General features: G+C 62.6%; 15 protein-coding genes. 11 read left to right on the top strand and 4 right to left on the bottom strand.

Annotated elements, in window-relative coordinates; genetic code table 11:
- Positions 1-103 precede the first annotated feature (103 nt).
- From ychF to ACRQEC_RS05125, 5 genes are read left to right on the top strand one after another with little or no spacing between them, the layout of a single operon-like run.
- A complete protein-coding gene (gene ychF, locus ACRQEC_RS05145; protein WP_284889361.1) occupies positions 104-1,183 on the top strand; it encodes a redox-regulated ATPase YchF in 1,080 nt (359 codons plus the stop codon).
- A gap of 13 nt (positions 1,184-1,196) precedes the next feature.
- Positions 1,197-1,739, top strand: a complete 543-nt coding sequence (locus tag ACRQEC_RS05140) for a GNAT family N-acetyltransferase (RefSeq protein WP_284889359.1) — start codon at positions 1,197-1,199, stop codon at positions 1,737-1,739.
- A 52-nt stretch (positions 1,740-1,791) separates the two neighbouring features.
- Positions 1,792-2,493: a GNAT family N-acetyltransferase gene (locus ACRQEC_RS05135; RefSeq protein ID WP_284889357.1), complete on the top strand. Its 702-nt coding sequence runs from the start codon at positions 1,792-1,794 to the stop codon at positions 2,491-2,493.
- Positions 2,494-2,544: 51 nt separating this feature from the next.
- Positions 2,545-3,096, top strand: coding sequence for an NADPH-dependent FMN reductase (locus ACRQEC_RS05130; protein ID WP_284889355.1), 552 nt, complete (start codon positions 2,545-2,547; stop codon positions 3,094-3,096).
- A 30-nt stretch (positions 3,097-3,126) separates the two neighbouring features.
- The gene (locus ACRQEC_RS05125) at positions 3,127-3,660 is read left to right on the top strand and encodes a methylated-DNA--[protein]-cysteine S-methyltransferase (RefSeq protein ID WP_284889353.1); all 534 of its coding nucleotides are present in this window, start codon (positions 3,127-3,129) and stop codon (positions 3,658-3,660) included.
- 44 nt (positions 3,661-3,704) lie between these two features.
- Here ACRQEC_RS05125 and ACRQEC_RS05120 read toward each other — a convergent pair whose 3' ends face one another.
- On the bottom strand, positions 3,705-4,316 hold the full coding sequence (locus ACRQEC_RS05120; protein ID WP_284889351.1) for an HAD-IA family hydrolase: 612 nt from the start codon (positions 4,314-4,316) through the stop codon (positions 3,705-3,707).
- A 290-nt stretch (positions 4,317-4,606) separates the two neighbouring features.
- On the opposite strand from ACRQEC_RS05120, the gene ACRQEC_RS05115 reads away from it, so the two are divergent.
- A complete protein-coding gene (locus ACRQEC_RS05115; protein WP_435722950.1) occupies positions 4,607-5,896 on the top strand; it encodes an amidohydrolase in 1,290 nt (429 codons plus the stop codon).
- On the opposite strand, the gene ACRQEC_RS05110 is transcribed toward ACRQEC_RS05115, so the two are convergent.
- The 3 genes from ACRQEC_RS05110 to ACRQEC_RS05100 form a co-directional block, all read right to left on the bottom strand.
- Positions 5,848-6,717, bottom strand: a complete 870-nt coding sequence (locus ACRQEC_RS05110) for a DNA-methyltransferase (RefSeq protein ID WP_284889347.1) — start codon at positions 6,715-6,717, stop codon at positions 5,848-5,850. The genes ACRQEC_RS05115 and ACRQEC_RS05110 overlap by 49 nt on opposite strands.
- Positions 6,718-6,946: 229 nt before the next feature.
- The gene (locus ACRQEC_RS05105; RefSeq protein ID WP_284889345.1) at positions 6,947-8,200 is read right to left on the bottom strand and encodes an alpha/beta fold hydrolase; all 1,254 of its coding nucleotides are present in this window, start codon (positions 8,198-8,200) and stop codon (positions 6,947-6,949) included.
- Positions 8,201-8,331: 131 nt separating this feature from the next.
- Positions 8,332-10,431, bottom strand: a complete 2,100-nt coding sequence (locus ACRQEC_RS05100) for a potassium transporter Kup (RefSeq protein WP_435734856.1) — start codon at positions 10,429-10,431, stop codon at positions 8,332-8,334.
- A 123-nt stretch (positions 10,432-10,554) separates the two neighbouring features.
- Here ACRQEC_RS05100 and ACRQEC_RS05095 point away from each other — a divergent pair, with 123 nt between their 5' ends.
- The 5 genes from ACRQEC_RS05095 (at position 10,555) to ACRQEC_RS05075 (ending at position 18,147) form a co-directional block, all read left to right on the top strand.
- Positions 10,555-10,797, top strand: coding sequence for a hypothetical protein (locus ACRQEC_RS05095; RefSeq protein ID WP_284889342.1), 243 nt, complete (start codon positions 10,555-10,557; stop codon positions 10,795-10,797).
- A gap of 17 nt (positions 10,798-10,814) precedes the next feature.
- The gene (locus ACRQEC_RS05090) at positions 10,815-12,452 is read left to right on the top strand and encodes a M18 family aminopeptidase (protein ID WP_284889340.1); all 1,638 of its coding nucleotides are present in this window, start codon (positions 10,815-10,817) and stop codon (positions 12,450-12,452) included.
- Positions 12,445-14,139: a class I adenylate-forming enzyme family protein gene (locus ACRQEC_RS05085; RefSeq protein WP_284889339.1), complete on the top strand. Its 1,695-nt coding sequence runs from the start codon at positions 12,445-12,447 to the stop codon at positions 14,137-14,139. The genes ACRQEC_RS05090 and ACRQEC_RS05085 overlap by 8 nt, the downstream gene beginning before the upstream one ends.
- Positions 14,140-14,629: 490 nt before the next feature.
- Positions 14,630-16,414 (top strand): ABC transporter substrate-binding protein, encoded by a 1,785-nt coding sequence (locus tag ACRQEC_RS05080; protein ID WP_284889338.1) that lies wholly within the window; start codon positions 14,630-14,632, stop codon positions 16,412-16,414.
- Between the two features lie 206 nt (positions 16,415-16,620).
- Positions 16,621-18,147 (top strand): ABC transporter permease, encoded by a 1,527-nt coding sequence (locus tag ACRQEC_RS05075; protein WP_284889336.1) that lies wholly within the window; start codon positions 16,621-16,623, stop codon positions 18,145-18,147.
- Positions 18,148-18,197: the final 50 nt, after the last annotated feature.

Genomic DNA, 18,197 nt, shown 5'->3' with positions numbered 1-18,197 from the left:
CTTACGGCGGTAGTGCAACGCCGCGGCCCGGTAGCGCCGCACCCGGATTGCGAGTCCGGGGAATAGCAGCCCGCCCTCCTTTCTCTTAGCTAGAATGGAGGGCGTGGCTTTAACAATTGGTATTGCAGGACTTCCCAACGTCGGAAAATCGACCCTATTTAATGCGCTCACGCGCGCAACGGTGCTCGCGGCGAACTACCCCTTCGCGACGATTGAGCCGAATGTGGGCGTGGTGCCGCTCCCGGATGCGCGGCTGACCAAACTCGCCGAAATTTTCGGGTCGCAGAAAATTCTGCCGGCGACGGTCGATTTTGTGGACATCGCCGGGATCGTGCGCGGGGCCTCCAAGGGGGAGGGCCTGGGCAACCAATTCCTCGCCAATATTCGCGAAGCGGATGCGATTTGCCTGGTCACCCGCGCTTTTGCGGATCCGGACGTGGTTCACGTGGAAGGCCGCGTGGACCCGAAGGATGATATCGAAACGGTCACCACCGAACTCATCCTCGCCGATATGCAAACCCTGGAAAAGGCGATCCCGCGCCTGACCAAGGAAGTGACGGGGAAGAAAACCCCGAAGGAAACGCTCGATGCCGCGCAGCGAGCCTACGCGCTCCTCGAGGCGGGGGAGGTGCTCTCCAACCACGCCGCCGAATTCGACGCCGACACCCTGCGTTCCTTCCAGCTCATGACCTCGAAGCCCTTCATCTACGTTTTTAATACCGACGACGACGGCCTCGCTGACACTGCCATGCAGCAGGAACTACGTGACTTTGTGGCACCTGCCCAAGCCATTTTCCTCGACGCCAAATTCGAGGCGGAACTGGTGGAACTCAGCGAAGAAGAAGCCCGGGAAATGCTGGAGGCCACCGGTCAGGAAGAATCCGGATTGGACCAGCTGGCTCGGGTGGGCTTCGATACCCTCGGCCTGCAAACGTACCTGACGGCCGGCCCCAAAGAAGCCCGCGCCTGGACCATCCACAAGGGCGATACCGCCCCGCAGGCCGCCGGCGTGATCCACACCGACTTCCAGCGCGGCTTTATTAAAGCGGAGGTGGTCTCCTTCGATGACCTGGTGGAATACGGCTCGGTAGCCGCCGCTCGCGAACACGGAAAACTGCGCCAAGAGGGCAAGGACTACGTGATGCAGGACGGCGACGTGGTCGAGTTTCGCTTTAATGTGTAGGGAGCGCGTGGGAATGGCTGTGAACGTTGATATTGCGCTGCGCCCGGTGCGTGAGGGCGACGCCGCAGCTATCGCGGCGGCCTTCGCTTCCCACCCGGATATGATTCGGCAGGGCAATATCACGGATATGGCCGGGGCCCGCCGCTATATCGCGCGTATCTTGGAGGCACCGGATTCGCAGCTGGCCTGGGTGATTGCGCGGGATGATACCGACGAACTCATCGGTATGGTCCGCATCAATGCGGATTGGGATGAGAAAAACGGGTGGTTTTCCTACTGGCTGCACCACGACTACTGGGGGCGTGGGATGATGTCGCGGGCCGCGGCGGCGGTGGCGGATTGGGCCCTGCGTGAGCGCGGCTTGGAACGCCTCGAACTCGGGCACCGGGTGAACAACCCCGCCTCCGGCGGGGTGGCCCGCGCGGCCGGATTCGTTAAGGAAGGCACCGAACGCGGGAAATTCTTGATCAACGGGCAGCGGATCGACGTTGATCTGTACGGGAGGCTGGCAAGTGATCCGTTCCCGCACTACCGTCCCGTTCCGTTTCGCGGATAACCAGCTCAGCACCTCTTCCCCTAAAAGTGTTTTTCGTTACACTTAAGGAGTTATGAATACCACGACACCTGAAGAATTTTCGGTGACAACTTCGCGGTTGCAGCTCCGGCTGCACCGGCCCGATGATGCGCCGTGGCTGCATAGTATTTACAGCCGCGAAGATGTCACCAGATACCTCATGACCGATGCCTGGAATCCCGAACGGGCGGTTAACGAAGCTGCCCAGCGCGCCCAGGCGCGGGATTTGCGCGGCCCGCAGGCCGCGCTCGCCGTCGTTATCGAACTTGATGCGCAACCTATCGGGGACGTGCGTCTGTGGATGACCGATCCGCAGCACGGCGTCGCGGAGATCGCTACTGTTCTCCACCCGGATTTTCGCGGGCACGGCTACGCTTCGGAGGCCATGCGGGCCATGATTCGCTACGCCTGTACCGAGTGCGGGGTGCATCGCGTTGCCGCGCAAATGGATGCGCGGGATCGGGTCTGTGAGCTCATGCTCCAGCACGCGGGAATGCGTAAAGAAGCGCATATGCGCCAGGATTTCTGGCTCAAAGGGGAGTGGACGGACACTATCGTCTACGCCGTGCTCGCCAGTGATCTGGACGAGAGTGCCGGTGGGATGGCTGGAAACGGCAGCGCTGCTGATGAACGCGGTGCTGCTGCTGAGGGTAGTGCCGATGCTGGTGTCGATGCTGAGGCGGGCGATGTTCGCACCGAGCTAAACGGGAGCGCCACATATCCGATTGAAAGGTAAATGAGTGATTGGTAATCTGGGTATCGCTCACCTAAACGAAAGGATACTTGTATGAAGATCGCCATTATTTCCGGATCAATTCGCGAGGGCCAGGCTACCGAGGGCGTGGCCCGGTACGTCGCCCAGCTCGCAGCCCAGCGGGCGGGGGAGGCCACTTACGAACTCGTGAATATCAAGGATTTTGATATTCCGCTGCTCACCAGCCCCGTGGTTCCGGCCGCGGCCAACGGCCAGTACGATCATCCGGCCATCCAGCGCTGGGCCGATAAAATCAGCGAATTCGACGCTTTTATTTTCGTGACCCCGGAATACAACCACGGGGTACCCGGGGCCTTCAAGAACGCAGTGGATGGGCTGGGTGTGGAGTGGATGAATAAGCCGGTTGCTTTCGTGGGGCACGGCTCCATCGGGGGCGTGCGCGCTATCGAGCAATGGCGCCAGATCACAGCTAATTTCAATATGCCCGCCATCCGCTCCGAAGTGAATTTCATGATGTTTGAGGATTGGGCGGACGGCGCATTCACCCCGCTGGAACGCCGCGCGGGTGAAGTGGAAGCCGTGTTGAGCGGCCTCGAAAAGCTCACCGCTCAGCTCGCGAAGTAAAAAGCAAGAGGAGCGATCAGAGGACCGACGATGACACGTGCCTGCGCCGCAGCGGTATGGCGGACGTGCGATTCCCCACTGGGGCAGTTCGCCGTTGCGGCGCAGGCGCATGCTCTTATCGCGGTAGTGCTTCCCGGGCTGTCGCGCCCGCAGGCAGTAACCGAACTTGAGGATGGCGAGGAGCGGCGCCGGGCGGAGGTGCTTGCCGCGCGGGTCTGCGCCCAGCTCACCGAGTATTTCGCGGGGGAGCGCACCCGCTTCACGCTCCCCACCGATCTGGTTCTCACCCGCGGGCCTTGTGCGGCCCGGGTGCAGCGAGCCCTGGCGGAAATTCCCTACGGGCAGACCCGTTCCTATGGCGAGCTAGCCGCGATGGTCGGCAACCCGCGGGCCGTGCGGGCGGTGGGCTCGGCGTGCGCGCGTAACCCGATCCCTATCGTGCTGCCGTGCCACCGGGTGCTTGCTGCGCACGGCGCGCTGGGCGGCTATGCGGGCGGGCTGGATATGAAAAAAGCGCTGCTGCGGCTGGAAAGTTTCCACACGGGCGCGCACCCGCTCCGCTAGCTCATCGGTCGAGATGCTAGCTCATCGGTCGAGATGCTCGCTCATCAGCCGAGAAGCGGGAGAACCTCGGAAAGGTCAGTGATGCGATAATCGGCATCGGCCTCCAGCTCAATACCCGGAGTTTCCAAGAGTACACCGGCCACGCCAACCTTATGCGCCGTCGTGATATCGATAGGCCGATCCCCAATAGCGAGGGTGCGGGCCGGATCCAAGCGATGCTTGTTGAGCATATGGGTGAACATCGCCGGATCGGGTTTACGCGGGAAGCCGTCCTCAGGGCAGACCATATCGGCAACCCGGAGATTCAAACCGTCCAGGAGCGTGCGGGCACTCGCGCGATCCCGGTGCGTGACCACCACATTGAGCCCCGGAACCGCGGCCAGCACCTCACGCACATGCGCCATCGCGGGCGGTGGCGTGATTTTCCACGAGTCTTTCAGTTCCTGTTCGCGCTTGCGAAACTCCGCTTCCGGAATCCCGAAACGGCGCGATAGCTCGGTGATGGCCAGGTTGGTGGAGCGGCGGGTGAGGCGCGCAACTTCCAGGAGGGAAACCTCCTGGCCGGAATCAAGAACTACCGCCTGCAAGGTGGCATCCACATGCGGGTAGGTATCCACCATGGTCCCGCCCATATCCCAAATAATATTGTGGAACATATTCCTCCTCGCCGGGGTGCTTCCACCGCGCGTATCGGTGTGCCTTGCCCGCACTTACCGGAGCTCTTCGCCCGCGCACTCCCTCCAGCCTAGCTAGTCACCGCCCCGGCCTGCCACGGACGTTCGGCGCGGCGCCCGGTTAGCCCGCCCGACAACCGCCGGACAACCGCCGGGGTTCCGCGCACATACCTGGGCGCCCGAGCGTCCGCACCGAGCGCGGCGCTAAAATAAACCAGGTGAGCGGCCCTGTGCGCCCCGCGCTACCGGGCCGTCCCCGCAGTTAGCATCGGATGAGAGGGAACGCCGTGCAGTATCTTCCCGAGGAATTTCACCTCAGCGCCTCGGACCGGGCCACTATGACCGCGGATTTCCAGTATTTCCACGCCAATCCCGAGCTGTCTTTCCAGGAAGTGGAGACTTCGCGCGCGCTCCGCGAACGCCTGGAAGCCATCGAGCTTTCCGGTGAGGTCACCCACCAGATCATCCCCGTGACCGACACCGGTTTTGCGTGCGTGCTGCGCAACGGCCCCGGCCCGGTGGTGGGCTACCGCGCGGATATGGACGGCCTGCCCGTTGCCGAGCGCACCGGCCTCGCCTACGCTTCACGGGCCACCGGAATTGACGCCTCCGGGAAAAATGTGCCGGTCATGCACGCCTGCGGGCACGATTCCCATATGACGATTGCGCTCGCCCTCGCCCGGGCTTTCGCGGCGCACCCGCAACTGTGGCGCGGCACCATCGTTTTTGTTTTCCAGCCCTCGGAAGAAAACGGCCTGGGGGCACGCGCCATGGTGGAGGCCGGTCTGTGGGAGAAATCCCCGCGCCCGCAGATCATGTACGGCGGCCACGTGGTGCCGCGTCCTGCCGGCTGGGTCAATCTCTATCCGGGTGGGGTGCTGCCCGGCTCGGACGGTTTCGAAATAATTGTGCACGGCGTGGGCGGGCACGGCTCGCAGCCCCACCGCGCCGTCGACCCTATTGTTATCGGTTCGGCCATCGTCACCCGCCTGCAAACAATCCGTTCCCGCATGACGGATCCGGACCGCAACGCGGTGGTGAGCGTTGGCGTATTCCAGGCCGGCAGTCAGGACAATATCATTCCGGACACCGCGCGCCTGTGCATTAATACCCGGTTCCGGGACGAGGAAACCCGCGCGATTATCAACACCGGTATCGAGCGGATTGCGCGGGCCGAGGCGCTCGCGGCCGGCGCCCCCGAACCGCTGATCCGCCAGATCCGCCAGGTGGATGCCACCGTGAACGACGACGCAGCTGTTGCAGCCTTGCGTGACGTGATCGGCGCGGAATTTGGGGAGGAACATCTGGCCAGCGAAACTTTCGGTTTCAGTGAGGATTTCGCGGTGCTCGGCCAGGCCGCTGGCGCACAATCGGTATTCTGGCTCTTCGGTGGCTTTTCACCCGAGCAGCTCAACCCGGCCAGCGGAGAGCCGGCCTCGAATCATTCCCCGGATTTCTATGCCGACCCGGAGCTTTCCCTGGAGCCGGCCTACCGGGTGGGAGCCTGCGCTCTCTATTCCCAGCTCACCGCCGCGCCATCCCATTCCCCGAAACACACCTGATCGGGGAAGCGGGTGCGCATGACCGCGATGGCTTCCGGATTCGCGTCAATGAGCAGGAAATGGCGCTCTAATTCGCGGGCCGCGGCCCCGGTGGTACCCGAGCCGGCAAAGAAATCAAGAACCCGATCCCCGGGGCGCGAGGACGCGGTGATAATCCGGCGCAGTATCCCGAGCGGTTTTTGGGTAGGATAGCCGGTTTTTTCTTTCCCGGTGGGGGAGACGATGGTATGCCACCACACGTCTGTGGGAAGTTTGCCCCGCGCTGCCTTTTCCTTAGTAACCAGGCCGGGAGCCATATACGGTTCGCGGTCCACGTCTTCCGAATTGAAGTAGTAGCTGGCCGGGTTCTTCACGTACACCAAAATGGTGTCATGTTTGGCGGGCCAGCGTTTCTTCGTGCGGGCGCCGTAATCGTAGGCCCAAATAATTTCGTTGAGGAAACACTCCCGCCCGAAAAGCGCATCGAGAAGCACCTTCGCGTAATGCGCTTCCCGGTAGTCCAGATGCAGGTAGAGGGTTCCGGAATCGGTGAGGAGCCGCCAGGCTTCTTCCAGGCGCGGCTCCAGAAAACCCCAATATTCGGCGAAGCTATCGTCGTAGCCGAGTACCCGCTCCACGATAGTTTCATAGCGTTGGCCTTTGAAACCAATACGATCCCCGGTGGTGGAACGCCGGGTGACCACCGTGGAGCGGCGCTGGGGCCGGCCGGTATTAAAAGGAGGATCGAGGTAAATAAGCTGGAATGACTCGGCCGGTAGGGCCCGGAGTACCGGTAGGTTATCCCCGAACACCACAGCGTCCGTATCCGCATCATTCCACATATATGTATCCTCACTTTCGTACCGCCGGCCCTCCCGCGCGCGGGCCGGCCATTATTCCTGGAGCGCATGCCCCGTACCCAGTTGTCCGGAAATCCCGGACAACTGGGGGAGCAGCGCCGGGCACCCGCCTAGCGGAGGCCGGTGCACCCTACTAACGCAGCCCAACGCATCCGGCTAGTGCAGCTCAGCGCGCCGGCTAACCCAGCCGTGGCGCGCCCGCCACGCATGATTAGCGCAGCCGCGTGCCATCCGCCAATTCAAAGAGCGTGCGTAGCACCGCCCCGTTACTGGAACGCAAACCGCTGTGCTCGTGGGTGGAGGTCACGTACCGGTGGATCCCGGGAAGCAGCGCCCCCGTTTCAAGGGAGAACTCGAGGGGCACATAGGCATCATTCACGTAAACCGCGGCCGCCCCGCGCGCCCCCGATTCCCGCAGAGCTTCCGGGAAGTAGAGCTGCGGCCACTCCCAGGTGGCCAGTTTTTCAACTACATCTTTCCATGGTTGGAAGGCCGGGACGGTATCCGCCCATTCCGCCCACACGTGTTCGCCGTAGAGGAGCGAGGTATCGGTGCAGAAATCTTCCGGTTGGGTGCGTTCCGCACTCCAGTTGGTGACCACACCATCCGCGTAGGAAGATTCGTGCAGCACGTAGTAGAGCGGGTTACGCCCATCAAAAGGCATGGCCGCGGCCAGGTCATAACGGAAAGCTGTGGACGCCGGATCCTTTTCCAGCAGATAGTACAGTTCCCGCCACCCGTTATCCGAACCGAGGAGGTGCCCGAGGGAACGCAGCCGCGAGGGCGAAACGATTTCTCCGGTGGGTAAATCGATGGCACCGCTACCCGCCAGCTCCACCAGCTCCCGCACCCGGTCGCGGTGCGCGGGGAAACGCCGGTAGTACTCTTCACTGTGCTCGCGCATCTTTTCCCACGTGAGGGAATAGACATCATCAGCGCTGCGGCGCACCGCGGTAAGCCCGCCGGTGAGGAAGGCCTGGTCGATATGTTCGGGCGCTACCGAAAGGTAATGCACGGTGGTGAAACCACCGAAGGACTGCCCGAGGAGGTTGATTTTCTCCACCCCGAGTTCTTGGCGCAGCGCCTCACAATCGCGCACGATGCTATCGGCACGCATATGGCTGAGGTATTCGGCCACCTCAGCGGTGCTTCCGGTGCTGAGAATATCTTCCCCGACGGGTGTGGAGCGGCCCGTGCCGCGTTCATCCACGAACACAACCCGGTAGCGCTCCAGGGCCACGTTCAGCCAGGAGGGCTCCAGCGGGGAGAGGCTGGGCCGCCAGGCTTCATAGCCCGGCCCGCCCTGCAGATAGAAGAGATAGGGGAGCGATTCCCCGCCCGGGCGGATAGCGATACGGGCGAACACCTCAATGGTGCGGGTATCTTCCCGATCCGCGGTGAGCGGGACGGTGAGGGTAAGTTCATCGAGGCGAAGCTGCTCGAGGTAGTGCGTTGTTGTCGTCATACTAGGAACGCTACCAGGCGCTTCGACATTATCAGCGGGCGGGAGGCCCACGCGCCTCGCTTCGCACCGTGAGCCTCCCGCCGAACCCGTGAGCCCCACCGAATCCGTGAGCCTCCCGCCCCGAACCTCACCTACACAATGACCTCGCGGGAAATCTCCACGGTGCGATCCGCCGGGAGGCTCTTCACCCAGGCCGGCGAAGCGGAATGCCGCGCGATGTGCGCGAAAAGCCAGGCCTGCCAGCGGGGCAGCTGCGGAATATCACTGGCGTTACCAGAGTCCGCGCTGTTGCCAGAGTCTGCACCGTTGCCAGAGCCCGCGCTACCAGAGCCCGCACTGCCAGAGCCCGCACTGCCGAAGCACGCACCCTTGCCAGAATCCCCACCGCCGCTAGCTGCGTCGTCGTTCTTCCCGCGCGAACGGACCCCCAGGTGGCTGAGCACCCACTGGGCCTCGCTCAGCTTCCAAGAACCCCACCCGTATTCGCGCTGCGCCCATTCCAAGTCGGCCGGAATATTGCGGATATCCATGAAGCCGTAACGCATCGTGAGGTGAACAACGCCCTCCACGCGCGGGTTCACCTGCGTGCGGGTAATGCGCTCGGCGCGCTCAATATGGGCCTGCGGGGCCGTTTTGATGGAGAGAATAATAACGTGGTCGCGCATACTGCGATGCAGCTCGGTGGTGGCCCGCAAAGCCGCCGGAACCGTGGTAGCCAGGGAATGCGGATAAATAACCGTGCCCGGAACTCGCCGCAGCGGGTTTTTCTGCAAGTGCGCCGCGAACTCGGCGAGGGTGCCTTCGGTGCGCGCCCGGGTGGCCGCCACCACCGCCTCCCCGCGCCGCCACGTGAGCATCACCACCATAAGAACGAGGGCGATGAGCAGGGGCAGCCAGCCACCCGTCACCAATTTCGCGGCATTAGCGGCGAAAAGCGGCACTTCCACCACGCCCAGCACCACCGCCAGCGCGGCGCTCTGCCACCAGCGCCAGTGCCAACCGATCACCGTAAGAGCCAGCAGCATCGCGGTCGTCAGAAGAAAATCGGTGGAGACCGCCAGTCCGTAAGCGGAGGACAGCCGCGCCGAATCGCGGAAAATCACCACCACGGCCGCCACTGCCACCACCAGCAGCCCGGTGATATCGGGCAGGTAAATCTGCCCCGCCCCGCTCGCGGAGGTATAGCGAATCCGCAGGTGGGGGAGGTATCCGAGCCGGGACGCCTGGCGGGCAATGGAATAGGTCCCCGCGATCACCGATTGCGAGGCGATGACCGTGGCGCCGGTCGCCAGCAGCATGAGCACCAGGGCCCACTGGGAAGAAACCAGGTGGAAGAACGGATCGGCAATGGCCTCCGGGTGCTCGAGCAGCAGCGCGCCCTGCCCCAGGTAGTTACACACCAGCGCCGGCAGCACCACCGCGAACCACACCGCGGAAATGGGGCGCCGCCCGAAATGGGCGATATCGGCGTAGAGCGCCTCGGCGCCGGTCACGGCCAGCACCACCGCGCCCATGGCGAGGAAACCGATAGTCGGGTGCCCGCCCACGAACATCAGCGCCTGGTGCGGGGAAAGTGCCGCGATAATTTCCGGATGCGCGGCAATATGCGGGAGTGCGATCAGCACCAGCCCCGTGAACCATAGCAGCATGAAGGGGCCGAAAATCTTGCCTACCCGCCCGGTGCCGTAGCGTTGCATCCAGCCCAGGGTGAGAAGAATCACCAATGCGATGGGCACGATGAGGGTGGAGGGGAAGGTTGGCAGCGCCACCCGGATACCTTCGATAGCGGAGAGCACTGAAATGGCTGGGGTGATGACGGCGTCGCCGAAAAAGAGCGCCGCCCCGAACATGCCCGCCACCGTGAAAAGCGCCGCGGCGCGCGGCCGCCCACCGCTGAGGGTGCGCAGCAGGGTGGCGAGGGCAGTGATGCCGCCTTCGCCGTCGTTATCCGCGCGCAACACAAGGATCACGTATTTGAAGGACACGATAAGAAGGAGCATCCACACCACCAGGGAAATCACTCCGTAAATCGAGGCGTCCGTAAGCGGAACGGCCCCGCCGTGCACGGTGAAAACCGCGCGCACAACATAGAGCGGACTGGTCCCGATATCGCCGAAAACCACCCCGAGAGCGGCCAAACCAAGACCGGCGCGGGCCAGTGCCCCGCCACGGTGGGCACTGTGTTCCCCACCGTCACGCCGCAGCGACGCAGCGCGAAAAATTTTTGTCATGAGCGGGAATCCTAGCCACCCTCGCTGACGAAAATGCATCGAAAAGGTCCGGTGTGATGTTCTAGTCACCCGGTGTACCATCGTCCCAGGAAGCTAATCGTTGCGGTGAGGAGTTCAATAACAATGATGGCAATGCACGGTGGCGCCCAGCTCGCCAATAGCGGGGCGCAGGTCCTCGCCTGGGTGGTTATTAGCGTGTTGGTACTGGCTCTCGGGATTCTGCTGCTGTTCCTGGCGCGCCGTCACGCCGCGCGCGGCACCATGGAGGTCACGCCCGCGGAAGTTGCGGCCGGTGCCGTTTCGGAAAATGATGGGATGGGGAACGACGGCGCAGCTGAGGCCGCCGGCGAACCTGGCAATCACTAGACTGGGAGGCCATGAGCATGTCTGAGTTTGCTGAGTCCACGCCCGATGCCGCGCAGGTGGATACCGCACTGGCGGGTACCGCACCAGCGGATCCGGCGCAAGCAAAGGGGAGTACCGCTGCTGATCGCCACGCCCGCGGATACGCGCAATTCATCGCGGCATCTCCGTCCTCCTACCACGCGGCGGCGCAGCTAGCTCAGATTCTGGAAGCCCACGGTTTCACCGAACAGCTTGAAACGGAAGCCTGGGAGGCACGCGGAGCACGCTATGTGCGGCGCGGCGGGGCGCTCATCGCCTGGGTGAGCCCGCGGGGCGCGGGGAACGGTGAATTGGCGCCGTTCCGCATCCTCGGCGCGCATACGGATTCGCCCACTCTCAAACTCAAGCCGGCCGGAACTTCCCGCCACGGGGGCTACACCCAGGTGGATATGGAGGTGTACGGCGGGCCGCTGCTCAATTCGTGGCTCAACCGAGACCTTGGCCTGGCCGGGCGCATTACGGATATGGATGGCCGGGAATATCTGGTGCGCACCCCGGCCTGCATGGTGATCCCGCAGCTCGCCCCGCATCTCATTTCCGGCAACCGGGATACCCTGAGCTTGGATCGCCAGCAGCATCTCCACCCGATATTCACTGGGGCGCACGCGGAAGCCTGCTGTGCCGCGGGCGCGGATTGCGCCGATAACGCTGCGCACGCGGATTGCGCGGCGCACGCGGAAGCCGAGGCGGACTCCAGCCTCGGCACCGATAGCGATCTTTTTGAAACCCTGGCGCGCTACGCGAAGCCGGGGCCGGCGGGCCGGGAAGCGCCCAGCGCCGAATGGATCGGCTGGCACGATATTTACGCTTATGATGTTGAGCCGCCGCGGCGCAATGGGATGTACCTATCGGCCGGGCGCCAGGATAATTTGTCCTCCGTATACGCCGGGCTGCGGGCACTCCTCGACGGAGTGGCGGCCGCGGGGCACGCCGCAGGCGATACGCGGCAGACGGCAGAAAACGGCGCCGAGCTCCCGTACTTCCCGGTTTTCGCCGCCTTCGATCACGAAGAAGTCGGCTCGGGAACCACCAGCGGAGCCAGCGGGCCCTTCCTGGAAACCGTGCTGGCCCGCATCGCGGAAAGCTTCGGGGTGCGCGGGGATAGCTGGTACCAGTTACTGGCCCGTTCGGCCTGTATGTCCGCCGATGCCGGCCACGCCCTCAACCCCAATTACGCCGAGTTTTACGATCCGGATTCCGCCCCGCGCGCCGGTGCCGGCCCGCTCATCAAAATGAACGCCCAGCAGCGCTACGCCTCGGATGCGGAATCGGTGACCCTCGCCCTGCGCGCGGCCAGCGATGCCGGCGCCACCTACCAATTCTTCATCTCCCGCAACTCCATCCCCTGCGGAACCACCATCGGCCCGCTCACCGCCACCCGCCTGGGTATCACCACGGTGGATGTGGGCGTGCCCCTCCTGTCCATGCACTCCGCGCGCGAACTCTCCCACGTGGAAGACCTCTACCAGCTGCGCCGCCTCATCCGCGGTTTCCTCTTCGGTGAGGGCGCGGCCACTCTTCCAGACGCGGATCTCGCGGACATCGCGGATCCCGCCGATCTCACGGATACCGGTGGGGGAGCGAGCCCGAGCGCAGAAAGTGAGCGCAATGAGTAGCGTCCCCGTCACGAACGTTGCCTATCTGCTTGATCGCACCGCTTTCGCCAACCCGGATCGCACCTGCCTCCACTACGATGCCACCACCCTGACGGTCGGCGAAGCGCGCGATACCACCTCCCGCCTCGCCCAGCTGTTCGTCCAGGCCGGCGTCTCCCACGGGGACCGCGTCATGATCGTGGCCCATAACTCTCCCTACCACTATCTGGTTGCGGTGGCCTGCGCCCGTATTGGTGCGGTTTTCGTTCCGGTGGACGCCCGCCTCCATCCGGTGGAAATACAACGCCTCGTCGATTTTGCGGCCCCGCGCGTCCTCATCGCGTGCGCGGAAATAGGCACCGCCGGCGCCTTCACCTCCACCGGCACCCCCATTCATTTTGTTATCGACGACGACGTCCTCGCGCCACCCTTCACTCCCGCCCTCACCAACGGCTATATTGCTCTGAGCGCGGCAACCGGGAGTTTCACCGCTGATTTCGTCGCCGATGGCACCGCCGGGAATCCCGCTTTTAATACCGAGGGCTACCCGAGCGGAGTGGCCGTCATGATGTTCCGGCCCGCGCCCCCGGAAGCACCCCGGGCCCTCGAACTCACCCACGATAATTTGTGGTGGGCGGATCGTATTTTCCACGATGCGTTGGGCTACGGGCGTGATGACATTTTCTTACACAGCGCGCGATGTTCCTCTATTGCCGGCTTCAACGGCGGCACGCTCTTCCACTTCGCGCGCGGGGGCCGCATTGTTATTGCGCGCACTCCTTCCCCGGCCGGCCTGTTGCACCTCATTGAAGAACACCGGGTCACCACGATGTTCGGCACCCCCACCACCTATTCTTTTATGCTCGACGACGACACCTTCCTCACCCGGGACCTTTCCAGTCTCCGGTACTCCTTCGTGGGCGGGGCGGCGGTTCCGCCGGCTCTCATGGGGCGCCTGGATGCGGCGGGTCTCCATCCTCTTAATATGTGGGGGTCTGTGGAAACGGGCGGCGTCGGCCCCTATCTTCCTACCGCGCGGGTGGCGCACAAAGCTGAAACGGTGGGGCGCGCTATGCCCCACGTGGAGATTCGCCTGGTAGAGCCAGGTACCGATACCCCGGTGGCGCCCGGGGAGATCGGAGAAATGCAGCTGCGCGGGCCGAGCATTTCAGCCGGATACTGGCACGGGGATAATTACCAGCGTTCCTCCTTCGCGGGGGAATGGTTCTGCTCTCAGGACCACGCGCGGGTGGATGCGGACGGGTATATCAGCCTGGTTGCCCGGGTTACCGATACCATCAAAACCGGGGGAGATACCGTTCACCCCGAAGAAATTGAGCGGGTGCTCCACCAGTACCCGGGGGTGCGGGCCGCCCTCGTGACGGGCGTGCCCGATCCGGTATGGGGCCAGGTGGTGGGTGCCGCCATCGTCATGGATTCCCACGAGTCCAGCCCCGAAGATTTCGCCACCCCGGATCCGGCCACCGGCGGTTTCGCGGTGGTGCCCCAAAGTCTGCCGGTGCCCAGCCTCGATCAGCTTCGGGCTTTTGCCGCCCAAGCGCTCGCTTCTTTCAAGCTTCCGCGTCTGCTCGTGGTTCTCGATGAGCTCCCGGTGGACGATGACGGGAAGCTATCCCGGGCGCGGCTGCGCGACCTCTTCGGGCACGGTACCGCCGCGCCGGCTCCCGCGGCGCCGGCAGCCTTCTAAAACGGCTCCGCACACCTTCAGCCGCGGCCGCGGTGCCTGTGGACGCTTCGGCAGCGCCCTAAAACAGCGCCGCATCTCGTTTCTGGAATGATTTTGAGAAAAACTATCTCAGCATATGAGATATGCGCGGCGTGAGACGTGACTCCTTCCTGAAAGTGTCCAGACTCTCGCAACTTAGAAAAACGGCTCTACGCTGCGGATTTCTCCAATTTTTGCGGGCGTGAACATTCGCACATGAAAAAAGCCTGAGCCTAAACGTAAAGAAATCGTCAAGACTCGTGTAGGCTTTTTCCATGGTTAGAGCGGTGGCGCTGGCTATCCGCACAGGATGTCAATGCGTGTTCCATCCTGTGGAGATCGTCAACGCACCGGATTCTTGAGAATCCGGCACCGCTTTTGCATATTCCACGCGCCCACAGCGCGAACATGATCACTCCGTACCGGGGGACTGCCCCCGCGGTACGGAAACAGTCAATGAGGAGGTTCCTTCGTGAAGAAGACCGCTTATCCCTTGGTGGCCGGAGCAGCCGCGCTTGCTCTGGTCATGACTGGTTGTTCCTCCAACGGCAAGGGTGGCCCCACCCAGGTCGAAGGAAATGTCAACCGGACCGCTTCGGTCACCGTCGGTGCCGATGAATTCCTGGGCTACAACGGCTTGACGCCCACTACCTACAGCTCAGCCAACTCCCTTGTTGTTGACCGCATGATGCCCGGCTTCGGCTACTACTCCGCCAATGGCGAGTGGAAGCATGGCACCGCCCTCGGTGACTACGAACTGGTTTCCGAGAATCCCCTCACCGTGAAGTACACCTACAACGATGAGGCCAAGTACCAGGGTGGCGAACTTATTACCTGTGAAGATGCCTACCTGGACTGGGTTTCCCAGAACCCGAAGTGGATCATGGACGGCCAGGCTGCGGCCGGCTCCGATGAGCCGCTGTTCAACCACGTGTCCAGCCCGGATACCTACGCGGACGGCGTTCCGGAAGGCCCCCAGTGCAATGCTGGCGACCGTTCCTTCACCATCACCTACGCCGAACCGAACCCGGATTGGCAGCTCGTTGTTTCCGGTCAGCTTCCCTCGCACGTGGTAGCCAAGAAGATCGGCATGTCCAAGAAGGAGCTTTTCGAAGCTCTGAAGAACAAGGACTTCGAGACCGCTAAGAAGGCCGCTGAATTCTGGAACAACTGGAATTCGCCCACCCCGGGCCAGCTGCCCTCCGCGGAAGATGCCCCGTCCTTCGGTCCCTACACCCTCAAGGAAGGTGGCTGGGAAGCCGGTCAGTACATCACCATGGTTCCCAACCCGGATTGGTGGGGTGAGAAGCCCGGCCTTGATGAGCTCGTGATCCGCTTCATCCCGCCGGAAGGCCAGGTTCAGGCCCTCGCCAACCAGAACGTCAACGTCATTGAGCCGCAGGCCACCAAGGACACCCTTGATGCCCTCAACGGCACCCAGGGCGTGACCGTCCTCGAAGGTAACACCATGATTTGGGAGCACTTCGACTTCAACTTCAAGCCGGGCTCCATCTTCGCCAATGACAAGGGCGGCCTCGCGCTGCGCCAGGCCATGGCCTACTGCATCCCGCGCCAGCAGATCGTTGATTCGCTCATCAAGCCGCTCAACGCTAACGCTGAAGTCCTCAACTCCCGCGAATACTTCCCGGATAACCCCGAGTACAAGGAAGTTGTGGCCGCCTCCTACAACGGCGAATACGATAAGGTCGACATCGAAAAGGCCAAGGCCAAGGTTGCTGAATCCGGTATCGCCAACCCGGTGGTCCGCATTGGTTACAACCAGCCCAACCAGCGCCGTTCCGATGAGGTTGCCCTCGTGACCTCCTCCTGCGCCCAGGCCGGCATCACCGTCCAGGACGTCGGGGCCCAGGGCTTCATGGCCCCGGGTGGCGGCTATGAGAGCGGCGACTTCGATATGGTGCTCTTCGCCTGGTCCGGCTCCGGCCAGATCGTTTCCGGCGCGAATATCTACAAGTCCAACGGTGGCCAGAACCAGACCGGTTACAACAACGCCACTGTTGACACCGAATGGGACAAGGTTTCCTCCAGCCTGGATCCGAAGGTCCAGAAGGAAGCCAAGAAGGTGATTGAGAAGGAACTGTGGAATGACCTCTTCGGTATCCCGCTCTTCACCCACCCGGGCATCGCGGCGTACACCACCGGTATGGAGAACGTTGAGCGCAACGTCACCCAGTCCGGTATCGCCTGGAATGCCGAAAAGTGGAGCTGGGGCTCCGCACCCGCCAAGGCTGAGTAATTAGCCTTATGCATAGGAAGTAATAGTTATTTTCTAGCTGCACCGGAGGGGCCGCGCTTGCGGCCCCTCCGGGCGTGCAGTTTTATCACCTTCCTGTGTCACATCCCACGTCCCATTTCGTCTGGAAATGCTTATGTACTATAGTCACCGAGTAAAATTGTCCGAACCGGCGCCCATCGGCACACAGAACGGAAAGAAGTCTCGCGGTGTATAAATTCATCGCCAAACGAATTGGCATCTCAGTACTTATCCTCTGGGCCGCGTCGCTCCTTATCTTCGTTCTTACGATTAATTCGGGCGACCCCCTCGAGGACCTTCGCGAATCCAATAACCCGAATCGCGAAAACCTCATGCAGCAGCGCTCCTCCTTCATGGGCCTCGATCTGCCCTGGTACGAGCGCTATTGGACCTGGCTGACCGGAGCAGCAAAATGCTTCATCGGCCAGTGCGACCTGGGCGTCAATCGTTCCGGACAGTCTGTCAATGACATGCTCGGTCAGGCCGCTTCCGCCACCTTGCGCCTCGTGCTGGCGGCCACCTTCCTCGCGATCTTCTTCGGAATCTTCTTCGGTGTTATGAGTGCTATCCGCCGTTACACCGGTTTCGATTACGTCGTGACCTTCCTCGCCTTCACCTTCTACTCACTGCCCGCCTTCGTCTTCGCGGTGCTCCTGAAGGAATACGGCGCTATTCGCTTTAATGACTGGCTGGCAGATCCAACAATCTCACTGGTTACGATCGTCATATTTGCCGGTATTTTTGCACTCTTTGTGCAGGCCCTCGTGGCCGGCGGCCCGAAGCGGCGTGCCATGGCCGCGGGCATCAGCTTCGCTATCGCCTTCGGCGTTATGGAATACATTTCCGTAACCCGCGCCTTCCTGGAACCCACCGGCGGGCTGTGGATCGAAGCCCTCATGGGCCTGGCCGGCACGGTGCTCTTCACCGGGCTGTTCCTCGGCTTCTCCAATAAGCGCGGCTTCGCCGTGGTGGGCGCCAATGCCGCAATTATGTTCGTCATCGTGGCGGCCTGCTCGAATATGCTCTGGGAGCCCACGTGGGGCTTCCTCTTCCTCATCCTGGCTCTCGGTGTCGCCGCCTCCGTGGGGGTGTCCTACTTCTTCGGTGGCTACGCCCGCCGCTCGGTCACCTGGGCCTCGATCTGGGCCGTGTTCTCAGTGTGGATCGCGATTATCTTCGATTTCGCCGCCCGGTACTGGTCCACCTACCTGCCGCTCACCCAGAACCGCCCGATTTCCACCATCGGTTCGATGACCCCGAATTTCCAGGGCAGCCACGTCTTCTGGCTCAGCTTCCTGGATTCCTTCACCCACCTCCTGCTGCCGACGATCTCGCTGACGCTCATGTCCATTGCGTCCTATACGCGCTATACGCGCTCGTCCATGCTGGAAGTGCTCGGTCAGGATTACATCCGTACCGCGCGGGCCAAGGGCCTGCCCGAACACACGGTTATCACCCGGCACGCGTTCCGTAACGCCATGCTGCCGCTGCTCACCATTATCGCTTTCGATTTCGCGGGCCTCATCGGTGGCGCGGTTATTACCGAAACGGTCTTCGGCTGGAAGGGCATGGGTGAACTCTTCCGAACCGGCCTGGCCCAGGTAGACCCGGCCCCCGTCATGGCCTTCTTCCTGGTCACCGGCGGAGCCGCGGTGCTCATGAATATGGTCGCGGACATCATGTACGCCTACGTCGATCCTCGGATTAGGCGGTAAGCATGAGCCTGACTACCCCCATGAATCGTCACCAAGCCCGAGGAGAATCC

The sequence above is a fragment of the Actinotignum saccati genome (assembly GCF_051265055.1).
In the GTDB taxonomy this organism is placed as follows: domain Bacteria; phylum Actinomycetota; class Actinomycetes; order Actinomycetales; family Actinomycetaceae; genus Actinotignum.
Note: the sequence above shows the minus strand (reverse complement) of the source record. Positions and strands in the feature narration are given on the sequence as shown.

Excerpts from the sequence above, each read along its gene's own strand:
- ACRQEC_RS05140 (WP_284889359.1), top strand. The coding sequence starts at position 1,197 with ATGGCTGTGAACGTTGATATTGCGCTGCGCCCGGTGCGTGAGGGCGAC.
- ACRQEC_RS05135 (WP_284889357.1), top strand. The coding sequence starts at position 1,792 with ATGAATACCACGACACCTGAAGAATTTTCGGTGACAACTTCGCGGTTG.
- ACRQEC_RS05130 (WP_284889355.1), top strand. The coding sequence starts at position 2,545 with ATGAAGATCGCCATTATTTCCGGATCAATTCGCGAGGGCCAGGCTACC.
- ACRQEC_RS05125 (WP_284889353.1), top strand. The coding sequence starts at position 3,127 with ATGACACGTGCCTGCGCCGCAGCGGTATGGCGGACGTGCGATTCCCCA.
- ACRQEC_RS05120 (WP_284889351.1), bottom strand. The coding sequence starts at position 4,316 with ATGTTCCACAATATTATTTGGGATATGGGCGGGACCATGGTGGATACC.
- ACRQEC_RS05115 (WP_435722950.1), top strand. The coding sequence starts at position 4,607 with ATGAGAGGGAACGCCGTGCAGTATCTTCCCGAGGAATTTCACCTCAGC.
- ACRQEC_RS05110 (WP_284889347.1), bottom strand. The coding sequence starts at position 6,717 with ATGTGGAATGATGCGGATACGGACGCTGTGGTGTTCGGGGATAACCTA.
- ACRQEC_RS05105 (WP_284889345.1), bottom strand. The coding sequence starts at position 8,200 with ATGACGACAACAACGCACTACCTCGAGCAGCTTCGCCTCGATGAACTT.
- ACRQEC_RS05100 (WP_435734856.1), bottom strand. The coding sequence starts at position 10,431 with ATGACAAAAATTTTTCGCGCTGCGTCGCTGCGGCGTGACGGTGGGGAA.
- ACRQEC_RS05095 (WP_284889342.1), top strand. The coding sequence starts at position 10,555 with ATGATGGCAATGCACGGTGGCGCCCAGCTCGCCAATAGCGGGGCGCAG.
- ACRQEC_RS05090 (WP_284889340.1), top strand. The coding sequence starts at position 10,815 with ATGTCTGAGTTTGCTGAGTCCACGCCCGATGCCGCGCAGGTGGATACC.
- ACRQEC_RS05085 (WP_284889339.1), top strand. The coding sequence starts at position 12,445 with ATGAGTAGCGTCCCCGTCACGAACGTTGCCTATCTGCTTGATCGCACC.